Genomic DNA, 22,254 nt, shown 5'->3' with positions numbered 1-22,254 from the left:
TGGCGGCTGTTATCAAAAGTCTTTTCGACTAATCTTGAGCGTAAAAAGGGGTGTTGTAATACTGAGCCCCAATATCTATCCATTCGCTTAATAATTTAAGTTCGTCGGCTGTCAGCATATTTTGATGGGTTTCATCATTCATGGTATTAAAAAACCTGCTACTGGCTCTGGCACCATTAGTCGAGATAATTGCTGGTACATTCACTGTGGTTAATACAGGAATTGGATTACCTTCGGCATCGAGTATCAATTCACCATCGGCATCCAGTTGATAAACCACGTTACCATCGGCATCTAGCACTTCGACTAGTTTGTCGATAACGATCCCATCCACTTCTTCTTGTTCGACATCATTAAAAAATAACTCACGATAACTCGTTAGGTGAGCGATTTGATCTATTGATGGAGCTGCAATTAATTCAAGCTGACCAGCTGGCACCTGGGCAAGGTTATTATCATCGACATTGCTATGGCACACGGTGCAAGTGTTATCCGCAAGGACCTCTAAGGTGTCTTCGTCTATGGCTAAACGAGGTAAATCCCAAAGGGGCTGAATATGTTCTTCATAGTTGATTTGAATGCGGCAATATGAGGTCCAATTATTAAAACATTCACTGCCATTTGGTGCAGGGGTTGTTAAGTTTTCATAACTCAGATTCATACTCGGGTTTGGCGCTGAGATAGCTGGATTAGTCCAAATATCATCGTAACGTAGGCTCGCCGATAGCTCTGCAATGCCATTGACCATGGCATCGGCCTGCGCCATGGTTTGACCTTGTATTGGAATAATATTGCTGCTGGCATTAGGGTATGCAGAGCCACCAATCGCCCCTGTGTTAATGCTGTCTGCTTGGGCATCATAACGGCCATGAGGTAATTGGCTGTTAGCCGTGTGACAACCCATACATTGCAGGGTTTCACCGGCTTGTAAACTTATCCATTGGCTGTGGCGACCACCAATGCGTTGGCCGTTGCTATCTAAGACACTGATGGCCAATGGCACATTTGCAGGGACTTTAATTTTCACTGAGCCGTCTGGCTGAATTGGGGTGTAGCCAATAACTTCGCGCATTAATTGATTTCGGCTGCGGCCAAAATCGGTATTGGCAATATCTCGAACTTCATCAGGTGGCATAGGTACGCCGCGGACGACTTTTAAAAAGCGCGCTGGTAATTCACTGGCTGGGGTTAATGAAGGATCGCTTAATCGACTAATACCGCCTTGATTACTGCTGCTGTCTTGACCATCAAAATCATATACGCTGCGAATGTGAATTGCCGCAGCGAGTTCTTGGTGCAACTGTGGATCAAGTTCATTACCAACCACTTGATCGGCGATAAAGGCTTTAGGTTGCGATGAAGGCTGCATCACTAACGCTTCAGTAATCACTTTACCTTCTTCGCTATTGGCGACTAACTGCTGAGTACCGTCGGCATCGTTAAGTAGCCAAAGCTCATATAAGGGATCGGCAAGTGTTAAGGTTTGATCCAGTAACTGTTCATCAGTTAATTGACCACATGCACGGATTTGTTCTTCAACAACAACCCGACAAAGATCCCAACTCAATAAATAACGTTGGCTGTTATCAGGTAATGGATATAAATGAGTTAAGCGCCCAGAAGGAGATAGCGCGTCTGCGAAGTTAAATTTAAAATCAAAACTGAGCGGTAAATCGCTTATCGCATTGTTAGTTGTGTTGTCGGTTTCGCCCGATACCGCAGTGGCTTGCTGGTTATCAATATACTCATCGATATTGATTGTCACAGGCCTTTTTTGATAACTCATTTCATCCTGTGATGACAGCAGCATTAGTATATTGCCATTTGGTAATTGCTGCGGTTTAACAAACTCAATTTGTTCATCTTGCTCATCGAGAGTCATCTGATGAGAATGCCAGCCGAACATTAATTCATTCTCAGTGCCATCTGGATTCATTTTGTAGAGGTTAATACCATGGTCGCTACCCATGTCATCCCAACGGCTATAGAGGATTTGTCCATCTTGCAATACCAGTGGGTAGAAATCATGACTAAGATTGAAGGTCAGTTGCTCAATACCGCTACCATCATCGTTCATTAAATGGATGTTGAACGTTTCGTTATCGCGGCTTTCATCGAGAGCGGTGTATTGCGGTTTACCTTCATCGAGTAAAATGGCTCGTGATAAGCGCTGGCGGGTTGAGGCAAATATAATCCGTCCATCAGGGAGAAAGGATGCCATCAAGTCATCACCTTGTTCGGCAGTCGTATCACTGTCTATTAATCGGGTCAGTGATTGGTCAGATAATTGGTAACGCCATATATTCCAACTTGGTTGCTCATCTTCGTCGGCATCAGCAATTTCTGGCGCGCGAATAGAGACTAAAAATTGTTGACCATCATCAGAGACTGATAAATCACGAATATCTATGCGTTGGATAGTATCAGGATCTTCGGTGATTAAATCGGCAAAAAGTTCGGCGGTGATATTGGTAACGGGTGAGTCAGTAAACGCATTTCGTTTTACAAATAATTGTGCCCCAGGATTAAATTGGCTTGGGTTTCTACTTTGAAAACTAGCGGATTCTGGGTTGTCATCACTGGGCTGGGTAATGAGATCGCGCTGAATGTAAACCACAGGGTATTCAACTAAAACAGGATCAGGCTGTTCATCCTTAAGCGCAGTATCCGTGTTACAACCGCTAACAAGAAGAAACGCCATTAATGCTTGATAACTAGAAGCTTTATAGCCTAAAACTTTATTGTCAAAAGTTTTACGGCCTAATCCCTTTAAGCCGAAAAATGGCTTCATTTATTACCCTTAATATATAATTGTTATTATTGTTATCGTTACATAGTTAAAATGTAATAACTCTTGACATTATTGCCGCCTAGTCTCAGTGTTTCAATACTTTTTAATAAAAATTATTTTGCCAAGTAAAAAATAAAGTTAACAAAAATAAAAACAACAAGCTTTATGATTCCCGAAATACTTATCATTGTCTGCGTTTTTATAACTCTGCCGCTTAAGGCGTTTGTTGGCTGAAATAACGACAAGGAGACAGTATGAAGAGGCAACTTTGTACGGTGAAAAGTCAACGATTTTCAAATAAATTCAATGTGCTAAGAACGCAATTAACACTGAATAAAACCCGAGCCTTTTTGCATAAATTAACACTAGGTTCAATAATTGTTTTTGCTCCTTTGTCTCATGCTGGGACGTTAGAGCAAGCTAAGCAATTACATGATCGTATCGCCGGTGTTCCCGCATCTGAACAAACTCTCAATGATATAGCGCAATTACTCGGCGATAGTAAACCGATAGAAGCGGCTTATTTAGCAATGGAAACCCCAGCTTTTTATTCCACGACCTTAAAATTGTTCGCCACCCCCTGGACTAATATCGATCAAGACAGTTTTGCACCACTAAATGATTACAGTGCAACTGTAATTGGTGCGGTACGAGATGACGTTGATTTCAGGCAGGTACTGCAAGCCGATATGGTGTATGTGGGGAAGAACAGCCTTAATTTACCAGCCTATAGCACCAGTAATAACCAACATTACCAATCATTAGAAGATCAGTTTATTGATTTAAAAGATGGCTTGGAGCGAACCAGTCAGTCTAGCTTAAATGGTTTGCCAAGTGATGCTACAGCAGGCGTTCTAACCAGTAGAGCGGCTGCCAAAGCATTCTTTTATTTAGGTACAAACAGAGCCATGGTGCGTTTTACCTTAATGAATCATTTGTGCACTGATTTAGAGCCCCTAAAAGATAATACCCGTTCACCTGATAGAATTCGCCAAGATGTTAGCCGCAGCCCTGGTGGCGATAGTCGCTTATTTATCAATAACTGTTTAGGTTGCCACAGTGGCATGGATCCATTAGCTCAAGCGTTTGCATTTTATCAATATGATTTTAACCTTGAAGCCGATCCGGTTGGTGATAATGGGGCTATTGCTTACAACCAAAGTGGCCAAGTTGACCCCGATACAGGCACCAGAGTGCAAGGTAAATACCATATTAACTCGACCAGTTTCCCTTACGGTTATGTCACTGAAGATGATGAATGGCATAACTATTGGCGTGAGGGGGTTAACCAAAAGCTTGGCTGGGATGAAACCCTTGAAGGTAAAGGCTTTGGTGCTAAGTCATTAGGTGAGGAGTTTGCTAATAGCCAAGCTTTCGCTCAGTGCCAAGTAAAGAAAGTATTTAAAACCGTGTGCTTACGAGATGCAGAGTCCAATGAGGATATTAACCAAATTGCGGCGACCACTGAGTCTTTTCAACAAAACTCATATCAACTTAAGCGTGTATTCGCTGAAGTTGGCAACTACTGCATGGGAGAGTAACGGTGAAATTATCTCAAAAAACCTTATCTAGCCTCTCGGTGCTGAGTTTATGTTTAACCCTCACGGCATGTGGCGGCGGTGACGTAGAAAGTAATCCGCCTCAGCAGCAAGAACCAGACTCTGGCGTGTATACCGGTCCTGCACCTGCCACTGAAGACATTCAAAAATATAAAGTCTCATTGTGGGACAATATCTCAACTCAAAATCGCTGTGGAGCCTGTCATACTGAAGGTAATCAAGCGCCATATTTTGCCAGTCGAGAAGACGTTAACGACGCGTATGCTGCGACTAATCCGCTGGTTGATTTAACTGATCCAGCTTCATCTCGGTTAGTTGAAAAAGTGGCTGGTGGCCATAATTGTTGGTTAGACAGTGATAGTGCCTGTGGTGAAACCATGACCTCGTGGATCAAATTGTGGTCAGATGAACGGGTCAGTAGCGCCAATACGATTGAGTTAACTGCGCCAGTCATTCGAGAGCCAGGTTCAAGCAAAAGTTTCCCAGATGACAGTGCGCTATTTAGCCAACATGTTTACCCCATTGTTAGTCAGTACTGTGTTGATTGTCATAACGAAGGAGCGACTTTTGCTCAGTCACCTTTCTTTGCAAGTAACGATATAGCTCAAGCTTACGAGTCGGCTAAAAATGTCATCAACATCGATGAGCCATCTCAGTCTAGATTAGTGGTTCGTTTAGGCAGTGAGTTTCATAACTGTTGGACAAATTGCCAAGAAAATAGCAATGAAATGCTTGCGGCTGTTACTGCGATGAGTGATGCAATTGCTGTCGATGAAATTTCACCAGAAATGGTGGTGTCTAAATCACTACGCTTAACGGATGGTATTACCGCTTCAAGTGGTGGTCGATTTGAAACGGATGTCATTGCCTTATACCAGTTTAAAACTGGCGAGGGTTCTACTGCATACGATACCTCTGGTATCGCGCCAGAAGCGAATTTATCGCTGACGGGTGATGTTGAATGGCTCGGCAGTTGGGGCTTATCTTTTACCAATGGTAAAGCGCAGGCCAGTACCGCCAACAGTAAGAAACTCCATGATTTAATCACCTCAACTGGTGAGTTTTCAGTTGAAGCTTGGGTCACACCAAATAATGTCACCCAAGAAGGGCCTGCAAGAATCGTCACTTATTCAGCGGGTGATGATGCACGTAACTTCACATTAGGCCAGAGCCAATATAACTATGACTTTATGCTGCGCACTGAAGCTTCAAGCACCAATGGCGAACCAGCCTTAAGTACGCCAGATGCCGATGAAGTGTTGCAAGCGACACTGCAGCATGTGGTATTAACTTATAACGCTACAGAAGGACGAAAAATTTACGTCAATGGCAACTTAATTGAAGTGGCTGATGAAGATATTGCGCCGTTGGCATCTTGGGATGACAGCTTTGCGTTGATTTTAGGACGAGAGGCTTCAAACCAACATGTCTGGCAGGGTGATATTCGTTTGTTGGCGATTTATAACCGCGTACTAGAGCAAGAACAAATCAGCCAAAACTATGATGTTGGTGTAGGTGAGAAATTTTTCTTGCTGTTCTCGGTAAGTCATTTAATTGATTTACCCAATACCTATGTGATGTTTGAAGTCAGCCAATTTGATAATTACAGCTATTTATTTACTGGCGCTTCATTGGTGAATATCGATGGGACGCCAGTGGCTGAAGCATTTGATATGCGTTCAGTTCGTATCGGGATTAATGGTAAAGAAAGTGCCCAAGGACAAGCTTATTCTAACGTAGATTTAGCCATTGAAAGCGGTCAGGCGTTAGCTGAACCTATGTCGCTGTCGGCATTAGGCACTATTATTGGTCTCGAAAAAGGTGCCAGTCAGGATGAGTTTTTCCTCACTTTTGAGCAAATCGGTGAACATGAAAATGTGGTTGTGCCTGGGGTGGTAATCACACCTGATGAGTTGCCCGCAAGTACCGAAACCGCGCAAATAGGCTTAAGAAACTTTGCTGAAATTAACCACTCAATGAGTGAGTTAACTGGTGTACCTCAGCAAACAACCAAAGTGTTTGATACCTATGCGCTGGTAAAAAGCCAACTGCCGAGTGTCGAAAATATCGATACCTTTATTTCTGCACAGCAAATGGGTGTGACGCAACTGGCAATTGCCTATTGTGATGTCGCCATTGATGACGATAGCTTACGCAGCGCTTGGTTCCCTGATATTGACTTCACGCAAGAGCCAAACGTGGCATTAAGCAGCGCAGAAAGACCTAACTTGCTCAACCCGTTAATTGGTCAACTTATGCCGCTGAATTTATCGAGTCAGCCAGATGCTAACTTGGTTTATAACGAGCTGGATTCACTCGTCAGTAATTTGTCTGTGTGTGGCACAAACTGTAATGCAGAACGAACCCAAACTATTGCTAAAGCATCATGTGCAGCAGTGTTGGCAAGTGCTGTGATGTTGATTCAATAGGAGCGTAATGATGATAAAAATACCCACACAGATTACGACGTTTCCAATATTGAATATCGACAATCAAGCGGCGGCAAAAAAGAGTTTAAAAGGACTTCAACATGACTAAACGTACTCATCTTCACCCTGATAGTCCTTTATTGTTTTCCGATCATCGTAAACCCATGACTCGCCGTGAGTTTATCTCAACGGGCCTGGCAAAAGGTGGCCAAGCGGTCGCGGGTTTATCATTAATGAGCATGTTTGCTAACCCAAACCAAGCCAATGCTGCATTGTCTTCTGACCTAGAAGCATTGCGAGACTCATGCGGTATTAGCGTACAAGGGGCGGGTAAAATTCCGTTTATCAGTTTCGATTTAGCGGGCGGCGCCAATATTGCTGGCTCAAATGTGCTGGTTGGTGGCGCAGGTGGTCAGCAAGATTTCTTGTCGACAGCTGGCTATAACAAGCTGGGTTTGCCCGGTGATATGGCGCCATCGATTGCAAACCCTGATGTTGGTATGTCTGATTTTATCAATACAGATTTAGGTTTGGCTTTTCATTCCGACTCTGCATTTTTACGTGGCATATTGGAAAAGGTTTCAGCCGATACCGCATCACGGATTAATGGTGCGGTGATCCCTTGTCGTTCTGATAACGATACGGGTAATAACCCACATAATCCTATGTATGCTATTGCGGCGGCTGGTGCTAATGGCTCGCTGATGCCACTCATTGGCTCGCGCAGCACTGACTCTGGTGGCAACTCAATGGCAGCGGCTAATTTTGTCGATTTGAGTATGCGCCCAACTAAAATCGATCGACCGTCTGATGTGACTGGGCTTGTGGATGTGGGGGATTTGTTTAACTTATTATCTCAGCGCGATGCCGTAACGGTAATGGAAAGCATCCAGCGCATTAGCGCCCAGAAAATGGCCTCGGTGAACACTCAAGTGACTCGTGATGATGTGATTAAAGACTTAGTCAATTGTGGCTATGTGAAAAGTGCTGATTTAGCCGATCGCTTTGGTGATCCATCGACGCTTAATCCTGTGTTAGATCCTGACATTGTGGGCCCAAGCGGTATTTTTACCATTAATGAATTTGATTCAGAATCAGAGTTCCAAAAAACCGCTTCTATTATGAAACTGGTGGTTAATGGATTCTCTGGTGCTGGCACTGTCACTATGGGGGGGTTTGACTATCACACTGGTGAGCGTGGTACTGGTGAGTTACGAGATTTACGCGCAGGGCGTTGTATGGGCGCATGTTTGGAATATGCCGCTCGTCGCAATCAACCTTTGATGATGTATGTATTCAGTGATGGCTCGGTTGCCAGTAATGGCCGCATTGATGACTCAATGGAAGGGCGAGGCAAGGGCGAATGGACGGGAGATAACTCATCTACAGGTGCATCTTTCTTCTTGGTGTATAACCCAGCGGGTAAGCCACAATTAATGGGCGCAAGTGCCGATCAAATGGCGCAAAACCAACAAATCGGCTTTATGCGCTCAGATGCCTCAGTAGATACCGCATCGGCGCCATCGGCAAATAACGTGAACTTGCTGGTGGATACGGTGTTGCTTAACTACATGGCGTTACATGGTGAACAAGGCCAGTTCAATATGGTGGCACCAAGACAAGGTTTGGGTAACAGTGCGATGTTAGATTCGCTAACAGCGTTTCAGCCGATAGTTTGATTAAAATATAAGTTTATTTTGCTGGTTAAATTGAAAGGCTCAGAGGTTTTCTCTGAGCTTTTTTGTTTTTATATTTGTTTTTAACTTTGTTTTTAAATTTAACTAAAATCAGAATCAAAGTCGTGGCGCTTCGCCCACACCCGACGAAAGGGAAACAACAGCATTTCCCTTCTCGACATCCCTTGCCGCCCCAACGAAATTACTCTTTCAAAGCGAGTAAGCTTCATGCTTATTCGAAAATAGCTAACGCTTCCGATAGGCCATCCATGGCCAAACGAAAGCTAGCCTGACGTCCTGTCAGGCTTACGCCATTTTCTTCAACACATTTCAGCAATTTCAATGGGGAACATCAAGCCTGCAACTTCGGTTGTAGTTCCAAATTTTTTTGAAGTTAATTTTATTTGTTTTTTAATGCTTTTGATCTCCTTTGAATATTCAATTTGAATTGAGGTAAGTAAGAAAATCGCGTGAGTCCAGACATGGATGTCTGGCTAGCTTTCGAGGGGAAGGGACGCCCCATCGTAAGCGTTAGTGATTTTTGCAGCTTACCGAAGCAGGCTCAAAATATAGGCTAAAGCTGGATGATTCTCCGTTGGAAATTTTGCTTTTTAAATTTCGCCGGAGCGGCGAGGGTGATGCAAGAGGAAGTTGCCGTCCACTCCCTTTTGCTCTGGTGTGGGCGAAGCGCCACGATGTTGAACTTAACCCAAACGAAGTTTGGAAATTAAGCAATCAAATATGGATACTCGTTTATTTAATATAACTTTGATAGAGTGCTTATTAATCAATAGCTTTGCTTTAGTAAGCTATAAATGTTTAGTTCAATAAATGTGTACAATACAAATGTTAGTAATACAAGGAAGTGTATGAAGTTAATCGACTATTCTCAATATTCAATTGATGAGCTATTAGACGTAAAAAGGAGCATTGACCCTAATAGTGAAAATTTTGAGTCTTTGCTGAATGAGTTATCTAGCAGAAAGGAAGAAGTTGCAGCTCATCAAGTTAAAGCAAAACAGAAAGAGCTTAATATTGCTGAAAATAGAGTGCTAATCATTGGCTACCTTCAAGTGATAGCTGCACTTGCAATTACAATAACCTATTTTTTGTCAGTATTTGATGGTACTGCATCCCTATTAAGTACTATGGTTACGGTAGTCTTAGTCGTTCTAAATATTGTGGCTGGTATAACTGCAATCAGAGAAAAGTATAAGTACTATTGGCTTTCAATTCTCAATCAAGCTCTACAAATTCCCAATATTGCAATTGGAACCATTTCTGCTAAATACTCAGGCCTTGGCGGAGCATATGTTTCAATCCATTTAGCACCTCAGGTTTCCCTTGGTGTTGATGCATCATTCAGTCCAGGCTTCGCTCTTTATCAATATACAGCCTCAATGCAATCACAATTCATATCTATAGATATACTGGCAATTATCTTTCTAGGTGCATTGATACCGTCAGTGAAGGCAAAAGTACTGCTGACACACATGAGCCTCCTGCCGCACAGTAGCCGAGGCTAACTGATTTGACCGCTGCAGCATTCAAATTCAAATCAAGTAAGATTTGTCCCTACAAATAAGTAGGGGCAGAAAAACTAAGCAAATGCCATTAACCCATCACTTATCTAATCCTGTTGTAGTCCCTCTGATACATGTAACGTCTGTTGATTATCAATAATAATCGCTTCGTATTCTGGCAATTGGTTAATTAGCGCCATGCCTTCTTGTAAGCCTTTGACAAATACGGCTGTTGATAGGGCATCAACGTAAGTTGAGTCTTTACCAATGATGGATACGCTGACCACTTTTCTGGCCGAGTCGCCGGTTTTAGGATTAATGATGTGGTGGTAGCGCACTCCATCTTCGATGAAGTAGCGCTCGTAATCACCTGATGTTGAAATTGACTCGTTAGCCAGTGGTAATTGCACTGCTGTTTTTTCAGCGGCTCTAGGGTGCTTAATACCGACAAACCATGGGCGGCCGCGTCTGTCACCGAGCAGTCCTGTATCACCACCTGCGCTGACTAAGGCATGCTTAATACCTGCAGCTTGTAAAATGGCTAAGCATTGCTTAACGGCATGTCCTTTAGCTATTCCGCCTAAATCAATCCGTACATCTTGGTTTTTAAAACGAACACTAGATTGTGATTTGTCTAAGGTTACTGCGCGGTAATCTATAGCTTCGAGGGCTTGGTTTATCTCGGGTTTCGCTGGCTTTTGTCCTTGGCGGTAATCGTATTGATAACCAATTGAGGCGTAAGTGATATCAAATGTGCCGTTTGTCAGCTCAGCAATCTTGTGTGAATCAAGCAGCAAATCAAACAGTTCTTGATTAATCACAACAGCTTCTTTTCCTGCCAGTTGGTTGATTTTGCTTAATTCGCTGTCTGCTTTATAAGGACTCATTAATCGGTCGATGCGATGCATTTCTTGTTCGACGGCGATGATGAGGTTATCTGCAGTTTGTTGTTGAGTTAAACCTGTATTCTTATCTGCTTCTGAAAGCCAAAATTCAACATGAGCTTGGGTCCCCATGACTTCAAAGCTCTTTTGATGCCACTGCGCAGTGACTTGAGTGGATAAGATTAGGCCAACAAAACACAGTGAGATTAATGAAAAAGGCTTAAGCATGGGTAATGACTTATTGTTGAATTATTTTTATAGCCAATAGGGTACTGAGTTATGGGTTATTAATCTAGATTGATTTATGCCAAATAACAGCCAATAAAAAACGCACTCGATTGAGTGCGCTTTTTCGATGTCGGCGCTAAGTCGAAGACCTAACTCAAAAACCTAAGCCAGAGACCTTAAGCCAGCGACTAATTCAAATAAATGATTAGTGACGGAACATCGCTGAGATAGACTCTTCGTTGCTTACACGACGAATCGCTTCGGCAAGTACTGCTGACATTGTCAGTTGAGTCACTTTCTCTACTTTTAACATTTCAGGGCTTAATGGCACAGTGTCAGTAACGATGACTTCATCAATCACTGATTCTGCGATGTTAGCCGCTGCATTGCCTGAGAACACTGGGTGAGTTGCGTAAGCAAAAACACGGTTTGCGCCATGTTCTTTTAATGCTTCAGCAGCTTTACAAAGTGTGCCGCCAGTATCGATCATGTCATCTACGATGATACAGTCGCGACCTTGTACGTCACCAATGATATGCATTACCTGAGCAACGTTCGCTTGTGGGCGACGCTTATCGATAATTGCTAAGTCAGAATCATCAAGTAGTTTAGCTACAGCGCGAGCACGTACTACACCACCAATGTCTGGAGAAACCACAACTGGGTTATCAAGTTCTTTACCTAACATGTCTTCTAGCAGTACTGGGCTACCGAACACGTTATCAACTGGCACATCAAAGAAACCTTGAATTTGCTCAGCGTGTAAATCACAAGTTAGTACGCGGTCAACACCAACACTTGAAAGGAAGTCAGCAACAACTTTCGCAGTAATTGGTACACGAGCACTACGTACACGACGGTCTTGACGAGCATAACCGAAGTAAGGAATAACGGCAGTGATACGGCCTGCAGATGCACGACGTAAAGCGTCAACCATGACGATAAGTTCCATCAGGTTGTCGTTAGTCGGCGCACAAGTAGACTGGATGATGAATACATCAGCACCACGTACGTTTTCATTGATTTGAACACTGATTTCACCGTCGCTGAAACGGCCTACTACTGCATCGCCAAGTTTGCAAAATAAACGGTCGGCTATTTTTTTGGCTAGTTTAGGGGTAGCGTTACCAGCAAAGAGCTTGATATCGGGCACTTTATGAACCTCAGGTGTTGGCTTTAATGTTAGTGGCTAAAAATGTAGATAAAATACTGTGAACTGAACAGTTGGTTTTACCGTATTACACCTTTAGAAATATTTTAGCTTTGGCTTAATCGAGTCAATAAAGGTGACTGATTCAAGCCTTTAGCAACAAAACCATGCATAGTTGTTGGCAGTTTTGCCAGTGCATCTAATGCGGTTTGCTGCTGTTCGAACTCACCGAAGACGCATGCGCCAGTTCCGGTCATTCTTGACGGCGCATATTCTACCAGCCAGCTTAATGCATTGGCAACTTGAGGGTGCTTTTCTGCGACCAACTTCTGACAATCATTTGTCCAATTCTTATGCATTAATGTATCTATTGCTAATTTAGGCGTGTTGCGAGGAAGCAATGGATCTTGGAAAATTGCCTGAGTCGATACATGTACATCTGGCACGATAACTAAATAGTATAGCTCTTGTGGTTCAACGTTGATGAGTCGTTCACCGACACCTTCGGCAAAAGCAGAAAAACCATTAATAAAAACAGGGACATCCGCACCAAGTTTGAGACCGATTTCAGCCAAGGTTTGTTGCGGTAAATTCAATTTCCACAGCCGATTTAAGGCGATTAATGTGGTTGCTGCGTCAGAAGAACCGCCACCTAATCCCCCCCCCATAGGTAAATTTTTACGTAACCAAATTTCTGCGCCGCCTTGATAATTGCAATATTCTTGTAATGATTTTGCGGCCTTTAGAATTAAGTTATCTTTTTCTGCGACAACTTTAGATAATTCTGAATGTAAGGTTAATGTTTTATTTTCTATGGGCAAAAAGTCCAGGTAATCACATTGGTCAATAAACTGAAATAACGTCTGTAGCTCATGATATCCATCACTGCGCTGGGCTGTAATGTGCAAAAACAAGTTTAACTTTGCTGGTGCTGGCCAGTTTGCTGAAATAGAGGCTGAATTTTCATGAGTATTCAATGTCGCGGTGGTCATATAACGCTTCTTTATTAAAGGGCTTATTAGGTTAACTTTATTAGCTTAACGGATTTAACTGAACAGAATTAACTTTACTAATTTATCGTAGTGACGGTAAATTAACGGTTTTCAAGCATTGGGGCTAAAGCTTGCCATTGATTAATTTGAATCTTGATTTGTACATCAGCTCGATTAATCTGTAACAATCTTGGCACATTAGCGCCGCTTTGTTGCTGATAACTCATAAACTTGACTTGCCAATCTCCACTGATGTCTTTACTGGTAAAGGCTTTAATGCTGCCATCAGGGTGATATGCTTCAATTTGGTCGTCACTGGTGACTTGACCTGTAATCCAAAGTGGCAATTTATTCAATGGGATTTGCATGCCGCTAACACGTGAGATTAGCTGCTGTGGATCTCTGTCCGTATAGGTTTTGCCTTGTACATCGATACTGGCGAGGCCTTGTTTTGAGCTTAGCGACAGTACCGTTGTGCCAATCACAGTAGTGAGTGTTAACTCATCATGAGGCTGATTAAAGCTATGGTCATGAAACCAGAATAGATTAGTACTGAATTTGTCGGCGTCAGAACGAAAAGCAAGCTTACCTTGTAACTCCCAAGCTTTAGTTTCACTGGCTTGGTTAACATCAATATTGGTGAGTTTATGGGGAGGCTTAACCGAACAAGCGGTAAGAAAAAGACAACAAACTAACATCATGCGTTGCAGGGAAAATGTTAAATATCGCAAAAGAATTCGCTACCTATATATAGTGATGCTTTATTCTACTGACCTAAAGCACGATTGTAAAAATCCATTTAGATATTTGGGTTTTTATTAACCTATAGAAGTAAATATAGTAAGAAAGCTTTGCTTGTTAGGCGTTTATAGGCATCATAATGTTTAATAGAATTGGTCAACTTTCCTATATTTTTGTTAACAAGATAGAATAATTAGAAAAAATATAGACAATTATTCGGTTTTGTTAAGCCAATTGTGTTTTTAGTTTTATCAATTAAGTAGAATAGCCTAATTAATGATCCCGCGAAGAACTTAAAACGAGTCAAATGAGCCTAGTAGCAATCGGAATAAATCATAAAACCGCCACAGTCGACCTTCGCGAGAAAGTCGCTTTTTCACCAGATAAAATTCATGACGCCATGAAGAGTCTGGCGAGCCGCACTAGTTCTGGCGAAGCCGTTATCGTGTCGACCTGTAATCGCACCGAACTCTATTGTAATAATGGCTCTAAAGCAGACATTATTGAGTGGCTTGAGGATTATCATGACTTAACTCACGAAGAGTTGTTGCCATGTATCTATAGCTATGAAAATCAAGAGTGCGTTAAGCATTTGATGCGCGTATCTTCGGGTCTTGATTCATTAGTGCTAGGTGAACCGCAAATTTTAGGGCAAGTGAAGCAAGCCTTCGTTAAAGCCAAAGAAGCGGGTACAACGGCAGTAACGATTGATCGCCTATTTCAAAATACTTTCTCTGTCGCCAAAAAAGTGCGCACCGAAACTGAAATCGGCGCTGCTGCTGTTTCAGTCGCATTTGCAGCTGTTAGCATGGCGAAACATATTTTCTCCTCACTGAGTACCACCAATGTGTTGCTAATTGGTGCGGGTGAAACCATTGAACTGGTTGCCAAGCATTTAAAAGACAATGACGTCGCCAGTATTGTGGTTGCTAACCGCACGGTTGAGCGTGCACAGGCCATGTGTGAAGAGTTCAATGCCACAGCAATTACCTTACAAGAAATACCAGACTATCTACCTAAAGCCGATATCGTGATATCCTCTACCGCCAGTCCATTACCGATATTAGGTAAAGGTATGGTTGAAAAGGCGCTGAAACAACGTCGTCATCAACCGATGTTATTAGTTGATATTGCCGTTCCACGAGATATTGAAGCAGAAGTTGGCGAATTAGACGATGCTTTCCTTTATACTGTGGACGATTTGCACAGCATCATTGAACAGAACATGGCTTCGCGTAAAGAAGCCGCCGAGCAGGCAGAGATAATTGCCGATGAACAAGCCCATGTATTTATGGAGTGGGTGAGATCGTTAGAGTCTGTAGATAGTATTCGAGAATACCGTAGCCAAAGTTTGGCAATTAAAGACGAATTAGTAGAACGCGCCTTGAACAAATTGACTCAAGGTGGTGACAATGAGCAAGTGATTTTAGAGTTAGCTAATCGCCTCACAAATCGCTTAATCCATGCACCGACACAAGCGTTAACATCTGCTAGTCGTCAAGGGGACTTGAATACCTTAGGCCAATTACGCGTCACGCTTGGTTTAGATAAAAATTAAGGTAACAGAGTTAAATGAAAGAGTCGGTTATTCGCAAGCTGGAAGGCTTGCTTGAACGTAATGAAGAAGTGTTAGCATTACTAAGTGATGCGAGTGTAATTGCGGATCAAGACCGCTTTCGTGCCTTATCAAAAGAATTTTCTCAATTAGAAGACATCGTTAAAAGCTTCACTTCATTTCAAGAGGCTCAAGGTAACCTTGAGTCTGCAAACGAAATGTTAGCTGAAGATGACGCTGAAATGCGCGAAATGGCGCAAGAAGAAATCAAAGAAGCAAAGTCTGAAATTGCCCGTCTTGAAGACGAATTGCAAATTTTGCTCCTACCTAAAGATCCTAATGACGATCGTAACGCCTTTATTGAAATCCGCGCAGGTGCGGGTGGTGATGAAGCGGCAATTTTTGCTGGTGACTTATTCCGTATGTATTCACGTTACTGTGAATCAAACAAGTGGCAGCTTGAAATCATGAACGCTAACGAAGGCGAACATGGTGGCTTTAAAGAATTGATCGTTCAAGTTTCTGGTGAAGGTGTTTACGGTAAGCTTAAGTTTGAATCTGGCGGACATCGTGTTCAACGTGTACCAGAAACAGAATCACAAGGCCGTGTACATACTTCTGCTGTTACTGTGGTTGTATTGCCAGAAGTACCAGAAGCGGAACAAATTTCGATTAACCCAGCTGACTTAAAAGTCGATACTTTCCGCGCATCAGGTGCGGGTGGTCAGCACGTCAACAAAACCGATTCAGCAATCCGTATTACTCACGTACCATCAGGTATTGTGGTGGAATGTCAGGATCAACGTTCGCAACATAAAAACCGTGCACAAGCAATGAGTGTGCTTTCGGCACGTTTGCAAGCGGTTGAAGATGAAAAGCGTCGTAGTGAAGAAGAATCAACTCGTCGTAACTTGGTTGCCAGTGGCGATCGCTCTGAGCGTATTCGTACTTATAACTTCCCACAGGGTCGTATGAGTGAGCATCGTATCAACTTAACCTTATATCGCTTAAATGAAATCATGGAAGGCGACTTAAACGTTATCATTGAGCCATTGATGCAAGAAGAACAAGCCGATTTGCTTGCAGCATTAGCTGACGATTAATTTCAAAGACTTATTTTAATAGCAAGTTTTAATAGCTAGTTTCAATAGCTAGCTTCAATAGTTATTAAAATGACTAAGGAACGACGTTGCCACAATCTTCTTTTTCTACCATTGCGGAATCTTTGCAGTGGGCGTATAGCCAATTAGTCGACTCATCCGAGTCGGCTAACATCGATGCAGAAGCCTTGCTTCTGCATTGTCTTAATAAACCCCGTAGTTACCTTTATACTTGGCCTGATAAAGTGCTTACAGCCGATCAGTTTCATGCTTATAAAGCCATGATTGAAAAGCGTAACCAGGGAACTCCTGTTGCTCATATTATTGGTGAACGTGAGTTTTGGTCGCTGCCATTTATTGTTAACGCTACTACGCTTATTCCGCGTCCTGATACGGAAATTTTAGTGGAAACTGCTCTAAATTTGCCTTTGGAGAAAGATGCTAAAGTATTGGATTTAGGCACAGGAACAGGGGCAATTGCACTTTCGCTGGCGTCAGAGCGACCACAATGGCATATGACTGCAATCGATAAGGTCGACGATGCGGTTGAACTGGCTAAAGCCAATCGTGAAAACCTCAATTTGCCCCAGGTAAACATCTTGCAATCAGATTGGTTTAGCGCAGTTGCCCATCAAGATTTTAATTTGATTGTTTCTAATCCGCCTTATATTGACGAAACCGATGTTCACCTTGATTTAGGTGACGTACGTTTTGAGCCATCAAGTGCGTTAACTGCAGCTGAACAAGGCTATGCCGATTTATTCCATATTGCCGAGCATGCAACAGCCTATCTATCTGAAGGCGGTTATTTATTACTAGAGCATGGTTTTGAGCAAGCGTTAGTGGTCAGAAAAAAGTTAATTGATCTTGGCTATGACAATGTGGCGACAGTGCGAGATTTTGGTAGTAATGACCGCTGCACATTAGGGCAATGGCAAGGTTAATTAAGCTTTTGAACCTAAGGTCATCTTCAATAAAGTCGATGGCTGACTAGGCTGTAAAAAGGCGGTTTTGCCTAACGTTGCTATCCGGTTGCTTGATGAAGTAAACTAGCGTCCATTTTATCTGTAGCTCAAAGAGAAAAACAATAATGGAAACCTTTTACAGTCTATACCCTGCTGTTAAGCACACCCACTTAACCTTCATTTTATTAAGTGTGGTATTCTTTATTACTCGCTTTGTCCTGCATATGCGCCAATCTCCAGTGATGGACAAGAAGTTCATCAAGGTTGCACCGCATGTAATTGATACCTTCTTATTATTGTCAGGACTGACATTGTGCTTCATGATCAAGCAGTATCCTTTTGTGGATGCGTGGATGACAGAGAAGTTTCTTGCAGTACTTGCTTACATCGGTCTAGGTGTAATGGCATTAAAAGGTGACCGCAATAAATTCTTTAAAATCTTTGCCTTTTTAGGCGCTATTGGATGGCTCGTATTAGCTGCCAGGCTGGCTCATTTTAAACAAGTTGTATTAATGGGTTAATAGAGTTTCATGGCTAAACATCAAATGAATGATGCAGTGAAGATCCCCGACACTGTATTCGAAATTACGCAGCATTTAGGTTTTTCTCAAGAGAAAAAAGCATTATGGGCTTGGTATGAAATTGCCGGTTCAGTAATGAGCTTACATGTTGAAGATCCGCAACAACGTTTTGAAGGTTTACTGCGTTGGTTTTATACCGACTTAGGCTTTTGTGCGCGTGAAGATTATTTCAGTGTTGAAGCTGCCGATTTAGGCAGTTGTATTATGAGCCGTCAAGGCAATAGTACAACACTGGCAACGGTCATGATCTTATTGGCTAAGCAGCTTGATATCACCTTAGATGCAGTGCTGCTTCCCGGTCAAACAGTGGTCCGTTCAAGAATTAATGACAATATAGTGTATATCGATCCGTTAACGGGTCTTGAGCTAAGCCGTCACCAACTGCATCTGTTAGTACGCGGTGAACTTGGTAATTCGGCAATGCTAAAGCCAAAGTACCTTAAAACGGCGTCGCTTAAGCGATTAATCACCCGCATGCTGCATGAGCTAAAAGCAGGCTGTATTGTCACTCATCAATTTGAGCAGGCAATGGAGTGCTGTAACTTACTTCTGCAATGGCATCCTGATGACGTTAATTTAAATCGTGAACGTGCTTTTATTGCTCAGCAATTGGGGTGTATTAAAGTGGCGATTTCTGATTTACAGCACTTTATTGATAGCAGTCCACACGATCCCGTGACTGAAATCGTTAAAATGCAATTAAAAGAACTCAGCGACCAACCGCAAACTTACCATTAGATTTTGTTTGGTAAAGTGTGAATTCAGGCTCATTTATTGAGCCTGAATTTTTTATAATATCCACCCAGAAAATCAATAACGATTCATCAATAAAACCTAAGTAGAAAGACCTAAGTAGTAAAACTTAAGCAGTAAAACCTAAGCAGTAAAACTGAGTTGGTAACGATAAGTTAGTAACGTTAAATCATAAAAAATAGCTGTTAAAATTAACCGTTATGAGTTGATAAGCTAAAAAATAATAAACAAAAATAAGTGCTAAAAAGCACAACAATAAAAATAATTCACTATGAAATGCATTTGCAAGGGAGATTGTTCATGACTGCCACTCCGATGGTCACTAATGATGCTACGGCATTGGGCTTATTAGCCGTTATTCTAGGCTTCGTTTTCTACACCAGTTCTTCTTCACATCCATTTTGGCAAAAGTTTTATAAGTTCATTCCAGCCTTATTGTTGTGTTACTTCTTACCATCGTTATTAAATACTTTTGGGATTGTCGACGGCGATACTTCAAAACTGTATTACGTTGCCTCACGCTACTTATTACCCGCTTGTTTAGTGCTATTGATTTTAAGTGTCGATTTAAAAGCGATTTTAAGTCTTGGCCCCAAAGCGATTGTGATGTTTTTAACTGGCACCGTGGGCATTGTGATTGGCGGCCCCATTGCCTTACTGATTATTTCAGCGATTAACCCAGATGTATTGGGTGGTAATGGCCCTGATGCGGTATGGCGCGGCATGACAACCCTTGCTGGCAGTTGGATTGGCGGCGGCGCTAACCAAGCATCAATGAAAGAGATTTATGAAGCAGGCGGCAATATCTTCTCTGTGATGGTCACGGTTGATGTGATTGTGGCTAATATCTGGATGGCAGTGTTATTACTCATGGCATCACGGGCAAAACAGATTGATGCTAAAACAGGGGCGGATACGACAGCACTTGAAGCGCTCAAGGAAAAAGTTGAAAAGTATCACGCTGAACATGCACGTATTCCGTCACTGCGTGATTTAATGTTAATTGTCGCTATTGGCTTTGGTGTCACAGGGTTAGCGCATTTTGCAGCTGACTTTTTAGGGCCATTTTTTGAAACTAACTACCCGTGGACACGAGATTACAGCTTAACCTCTAAGTTCTTCTGGTTAGTGGTACTAGTGACTTCAATTGGTCTTGCGTTATCATTTAGCCCTGTTAAACAGTTAGAAGCGGCCGGCGCATCAAAAGTCGCTTCGGCATTTTTATACATCCTTGTGGCGACCATTGGTTTGCACATGGATGTCTCAAAGCTCGCTGACGAGCAAAACCTTTGGTATTTTGCCATTGGTATGATTTGGATGGTTGTCCACGCAAGCTTTATGCTGATTGTCGCTAAACTGATAAAAGCGCCGCTGTTTTATATGGCGGTTGGCAGCCAAGCTAACGTTGGCGGCGCAGCGTCTGCGCCAGTGGTTGCTGCAGCATTCCACCCTGCATTAGCACCTGTTGGCGTGTTATTAGCGGTATTGGGCTATGCTGTAGGAACTTATATGGCATGGCTATGTGGACAGTTACTACAGATTATTGCTGTTTAGCCCCATTTTATGTCGCGTTAAACACTTAACGTGACGAGTATTGATAAAAGAGAACTGACTATGGAACAAAAAATCATTGGTTTGAACGAACTTGAAATTGCAAATGACAAACCGTTTGTTTTATTTGGCGGCATGAACGTGCTTGAGTCTCGTGATTTGGCCATGTCGATTGCAGAGCATTATGTTGAAGTGACACAAAAGCTTGGCATTCCTTATGTATTTAAAGCCTCTTTTGATAAAGCCAATCGCTCGTCTGTAAATTCGTACCGTGGTCCAGGTATGGAAGAAGGCTTGAAGATTTTTGAAGAAATCAAATCAACCTTTAATGTTCCTATTATTACTGACGTACATGAAATTCATCAGTGCCAACCAGTGGCAGATGTGGTTGATATCATCCAGCTGCCAGCATTTTTGGCCCGCCAAACCGATTTAGTGGTTGCTATGGCGGCAACGGGTTCAATCATTAACGTGAAAAAACCGCAGTTTTTAGCGCCACATGAAATGCGCCATATCATTAAAAAGTTTAATGAAGCAGGTAACGACAACATTATTCTATGTGAACGTGGCTCAAGCTTTGGTTACAACAACTTAGTTGTTGATATGCTAGGTATGGATGAAATGAAGCAGTCTGGTTACCCAGTCATTTTTGATGCGACTCATGCGCTGCAACGTCCTGGTGGACGTACAGACAGTGCCGGTGGTCGCCGCGCTCAAGCAACTGAGCTTGCACGTAGCGGTATGGCATTAGGTCTTGCGGGTTTGTTCATTGAAGCGCATCCAGATCCTGATAACGCGAAATGTGACGGCCCATGTGCATTGCCACTTAATCAGTTAGAAAACTACTTAACGCAGATGAAAGCGGTAGATGATTTGGTTAAGTCGTTTGAACCAATTGATACCAGTAAGTAGATAAGAGATTGATTAAAAAGCCCTGAACTTATGGTTAAGTTCAGGGCTTTTTTGTGGATTCATATTTAAATTTTATTACTTTAAGTTAATGGCTTTTATTATGAGTAATTGATGATTTATTAGTGTTTTAGTTTGAAATAAGATCAAGGTCGTGGTGCTTCACCCACACCAGAGTCAAGGGGGAAACAGCTTGTCCCCCTTAACAATCCCTCTGCACCCCGACGAAAAATGCTGAAAAGCGCATAATTTTCGATGGGGATTGATCCAGCTTTTGACTTCGTTTGTAGACTGCTTCGATCTTATTCGAAAATGCTAACGCTTCCGATGGTGCATCCCTGCACCGCGAAAGCTAGCCTGACATCCTGTCAGGCTCACGCTATTTTCTTCAACGTCCTCAATTCAAATTGAGTCTTTTAAATGTAAGATCTACTAGCTTAGCTCTTTAAATTATCACGAATGCAGTTAAATCGAAGAGATAATAATCCCAGTGTAGATGCAGCAGCGAACTTCCAAAACATGGCGAAGTTTCACAGTGTGAAACGTTCTGAGCGAGAGGCATGGATGCCGAACTGGCCGTTTAACATGGATGTTATTTGTTTTGGCAGAGCTTACATGGACCTTTTGATTTATATAAAGAGTGCAGCGTCTCGCAGCTGTATTTGCACATAAGCCTGCGGCAGGCAATGGATTAGATTGAAGTGATGGTCTTAAGTCATTGAGCCAAATATAGATGAAGTGCAACACATAAACGGGTAACTCGTTTATGTCCCAAAACGATTTAGCAGCTTTAGTCAGCTAATGATTTCTAGATTTGAATAGAATCTAAATCAACGTCTAAACCAACGTCGTGGCGCTTCGCCCACA

General features: G+C 42.4%; 16 protein-coding genes. 11 read left to right on the top strand and 5 right to left on the bottom strand.

The features are described from left to right. Window positions 1-28 precede the first annotated feature (28 nt). Window positions 29-2,791 carry a PD40 domain-containing protein gene (locus BCU84_RS10585; protein ID WP_102528064.1) on the bottom strand — a complete coding sequence of 921 codons (2,763 nt, stop codon included), beginning with the start codon at window positions 2,789-2,791 and terminating at the stop codon, window positions 29-31. Between the two features lie 254 nt (window positions 2,792-3,045). Here BCU84_RS10585 and BCU84_RS10580 point away from each other — a divergent pair, with 254 nt between their 5' ends. The 4 genes from BCU84_RS10580 to BCU84_RS10565 all read left to right on the top strand — a co-directional run bounded on the left by BCU84_RS10580 (window position 3,046) and on the right by BCU84_RS10565 (window position 9,981). Further along, on the top strand, window positions 3,046-4,332 hold the full coding sequence (locus tag BCU84_RS10580) for a hypothetical protein (protein ID WP_229370611.1): 1,287 nt from the start codon (window positions 3,046-3,048) through the stop codon (window positions 4,330-4,332). 2 nt (window positions 4,333-4,334) lie between these two features. Next, window positions 4,335-6,779, top strand: a complete 2,445-nt coding sequence (locus BCU84_RS10575) for a LamG domain-containing protein (protein ID WP_102528063.1) — start codon at window positions 4,335-4,337, stop codon at window positions 6,777-6,779. Between the two features lie 101 nt (window positions 6,780-6,880). Continuing rightward, complete coding sequence (locus tag BCU84_RS10570) at window positions 6,881-8,458, top strand: general secretion pathway protein GspF (RefSeq protein WP_102438942.1); 1,578 nt, start codon at window positions 6,881-6,883, stop codon at window positions 8,456-8,458. A gap of 866 nt (window positions 8,459-9,324) precedes the next feature. Continuing rightward, complete coding sequence (locus BCU84_RS10565) at window positions 9,325-9,981, top strand: hypothetical protein (protein ID WP_102528062.1); 657 nt, start codon at window positions 9,325-9,327, stop codon at window positions 9,979-9,981. A 104-nt stretch (window positions 9,982-10,085) separates the two neighbouring features. Here BCU84_RS10565 and BCU84_RS10560 read toward each other — a convergent pair whose 3' ends face one another. From BCU84_RS10560 to lolB, 4 genes are all read right to left on the bottom strand, one after another. After that, window positions 10,086-11,090, bottom strand: coding sequence for an FAD:protein FMN transferase (locus BCU84_RS10560; RefSeq protein WP_102528061.1), 1,005 nt, complete (start codon window positions 11,088-11,090; stop codon window positions 10,086-10,088). Between the two features lie 205 nt (window positions 11,091-11,295). Continuing rightward, complete coding sequence (locus BCU84_RS10555) at window positions 11,296-12,243, bottom strand: ribose-phosphate pyrophosphokinase (protein WP_102528060.1); 948 nt, start codon at window positions 12,241-12,243, stop codon at window positions 11,296-11,298. Between the two features lie 104 nt (window positions 12,244-12,347). Further along, window positions 12,348-13,232 (bottom strand): 4-(cytidine 5'-diphospho)-2-C-methyl-D-erythritol kinase, encoded by an 885-nt coding sequence (gene ispE / locus BCU84_RS10550; RefSeq protein WP_102528059.1) that lies wholly within the window; start codon window positions 13,230-13,232, stop codon window positions 12,348-12,350. Window positions 13,233-13,333: 101 nt separating this feature from the next. Continuing rightward, on the bottom strand, window positions 13,334-13,963 hold the full coding sequence (gene lolB, locus BCU84_RS10545; protein ID WP_241906410.1) for a lipoprotein insertase outer membrane protein LolB: 630 nt from the start codon (window positions 13,961-13,963) through the stop codon (window positions 13,334-13,336). A gap of 317 nt (window positions 13,964-14,280) precedes the next feature. On the opposite strand from lolB, the gene hemA reads away from it, so the two are divergent. The 7 genes from hemA (at window position 14,281) to kdsA (ending at window position 21,390) form a co-directional block, all read left to right on the top strand. Continuing rightward, window positions 14,281-15,531 (top strand): glutamyl-tRNA reductase, encoded by a 1,251-nt coding sequence (gene hemA, locus BCU84_RS10540; protein WP_102528057.1) that lies wholly within the window; start codon window positions 14,281-14,283, stop codon window positions 15,529-15,531. 14 nt (window positions 15,532-15,545) lie between these two features. Continuing rightward, a complete protein-coding gene (gene prfA, locus BCU84_RS10535; protein WP_102528056.1) occupies window positions 15,546-16,631 on the top strand; it encodes a peptide chain release factor 1 in 1,086 nt (361 codons plus the stop codon). Between the two features lie 86 nt (window positions 16,632-16,717). Next, window positions 16,718-17,572 carry a peptide chain release factor N(5)-glutamine methyltransferase gene (gene prmC, locus BCU84_RS10530; RefSeq protein WP_102528055.1) on the top strand — a complete coding sequence of 285 codons (855 nt, stop codon included), beginning with the start codon at window positions 16,718-16,720 and terminating at the stop codon, window positions 17,570-17,572. A 146-nt stretch (window positions 17,573-17,718) separates the two neighbouring features. Continuing rightward, window positions 17,719-18,114 (top strand): SirB2 family protein, encoded by a 396-nt coding sequence (locus tag BCU84_RS10525; protein WP_102528054.1) that lies wholly within the window; start codon window positions 17,719-17,721, stop codon window positions 18,112-18,114. Between the two features lie 9 nt (window positions 18,115-18,123). After that, window positions 18,124-18,912 carry a tetratricopeptide repeat protein gene (locus BCU84_RS10520; protein WP_102528053.1) on the top strand — a complete coding sequence of 263 codons (789 nt, stop codon included), beginning with the start codon at window positions 18,124-18,126 and terminating at the stop codon, window positions 18,910-18,912. 315 nt (window positions 18,913-19,227) lie between these two features. Then, window positions 19,228-20,481, top strand: a complete 1,254-nt coding sequence (locus BCU84_RS10515; protein ID WP_102528052.1) for a DUF819 family protein — start codon at window positions 19,228-19,230, stop codon at window positions 20,479-20,481. Between the two features lie 60 nt (window positions 20,482-20,541). Further along, window positions 20,542-21,390, top strand: a complete 849-nt coding sequence (gene kdsA / locus BCU84_RS10510) for a 3-deoxy-8-phosphooctulonate synthase (protein ID WP_102528051.1) — start codon at window positions 20,542-20,544, stop codon at window positions 21,388-21,390. Window positions 21,391-22,254: the final 864 nt, after the last annotated feature.

Source organism: Shewanella sp. 10N.286.51.B7 (genome assembly GCF_002873615.1).
Lineage (GTDB): Bacteria > Pseudomonadota > Gammaproteobacteria > Enterobacterales > Shewanellaceae > Shewanella > Shewanella electrodiphila.
Note: the sequence above shows the minus strand (reverse complement) of the source record. Positions and strands in the feature narration are given on the sequence as shown.

Coding starts and splice junctions, on each gene's coding strand:
- BCU84_RS10585 (WP_102528064.1), bottom strand. CDS start 2,791: ATGAAGCCATTTTTCGGCTTAAAGGGATTAGGCCGTAAAACTTTTGAC.
- BCU84_RS10580 (WP_229370611.1), top strand. CDS start 3,046: ATGAAGAGGCAACTTTGTACGGTGAAAAGTCAACGATTTTCAAATAAA.
- BCU84_RS10570 (WP_102438942.1), top strand. CDS start 6,881: ATGACTAAACGTACTCATCTTCACCCTGATAGTCCTTTATTGTTTTCC.
- BCU84_RS10565 (WP_102528062.1), top strand. CDS start 9,325: ATGAAGTTAATCGACTATTCTCAATATTCAATTGATGAGCTATTAGAC.
- BCU84_RS10560 (WP_102528061.1), bottom strand. CDS start 11,090: ATGCTTAAGCCTTTTTCATTAATCTCACTGTGTTTTGTTGGCCTAATC.
- ispE (WP_102528059.1), bottom strand. CDS start 13,232: ATGACCACCGCGACATTGAATACTCATGAAAATTCAGCCTCTATTTCA.
- hemA (WP_102528057.1), top strand. CDS start 14,281: ATGAGCCTAGTAGCAATCGGAATAAATCATAAAACCGCCACAGTCGAC.
- prfA (WP_102528056.1), top strand. CDS start 15,546: ATGAAAGAGTCGGTTATTCGCAAGCTGGAAGGCTTGCTTGAACGTAAT.
- BCU84_RS10525 (WP_102528054.1), top strand. CDS start 17,719: ATGGAAACCTTTTACAGTCTATACCCTGCTGTTAAGCACACCCACTTA.
- BCU84_RS10520 (WP_102528053.1), top strand. CDS start 18,124: ATGGCTAAACATCAAATGAATGATGCAGTGAAGATCCCCGACACTGTA.
- BCU84_RS10515 (WP_102528052.1), top strand. CDS start 19,228: ATGACTGCCACTCCGATGGTCACTAATGATGCTACGGCATTGGGCTTA.
- kdsA (WP_102528051.1), top strand. CDS start 20,542: ATGGAACAAAAAATCATTGGTTTGAACGAACTTGAAATTGCAAATGAC.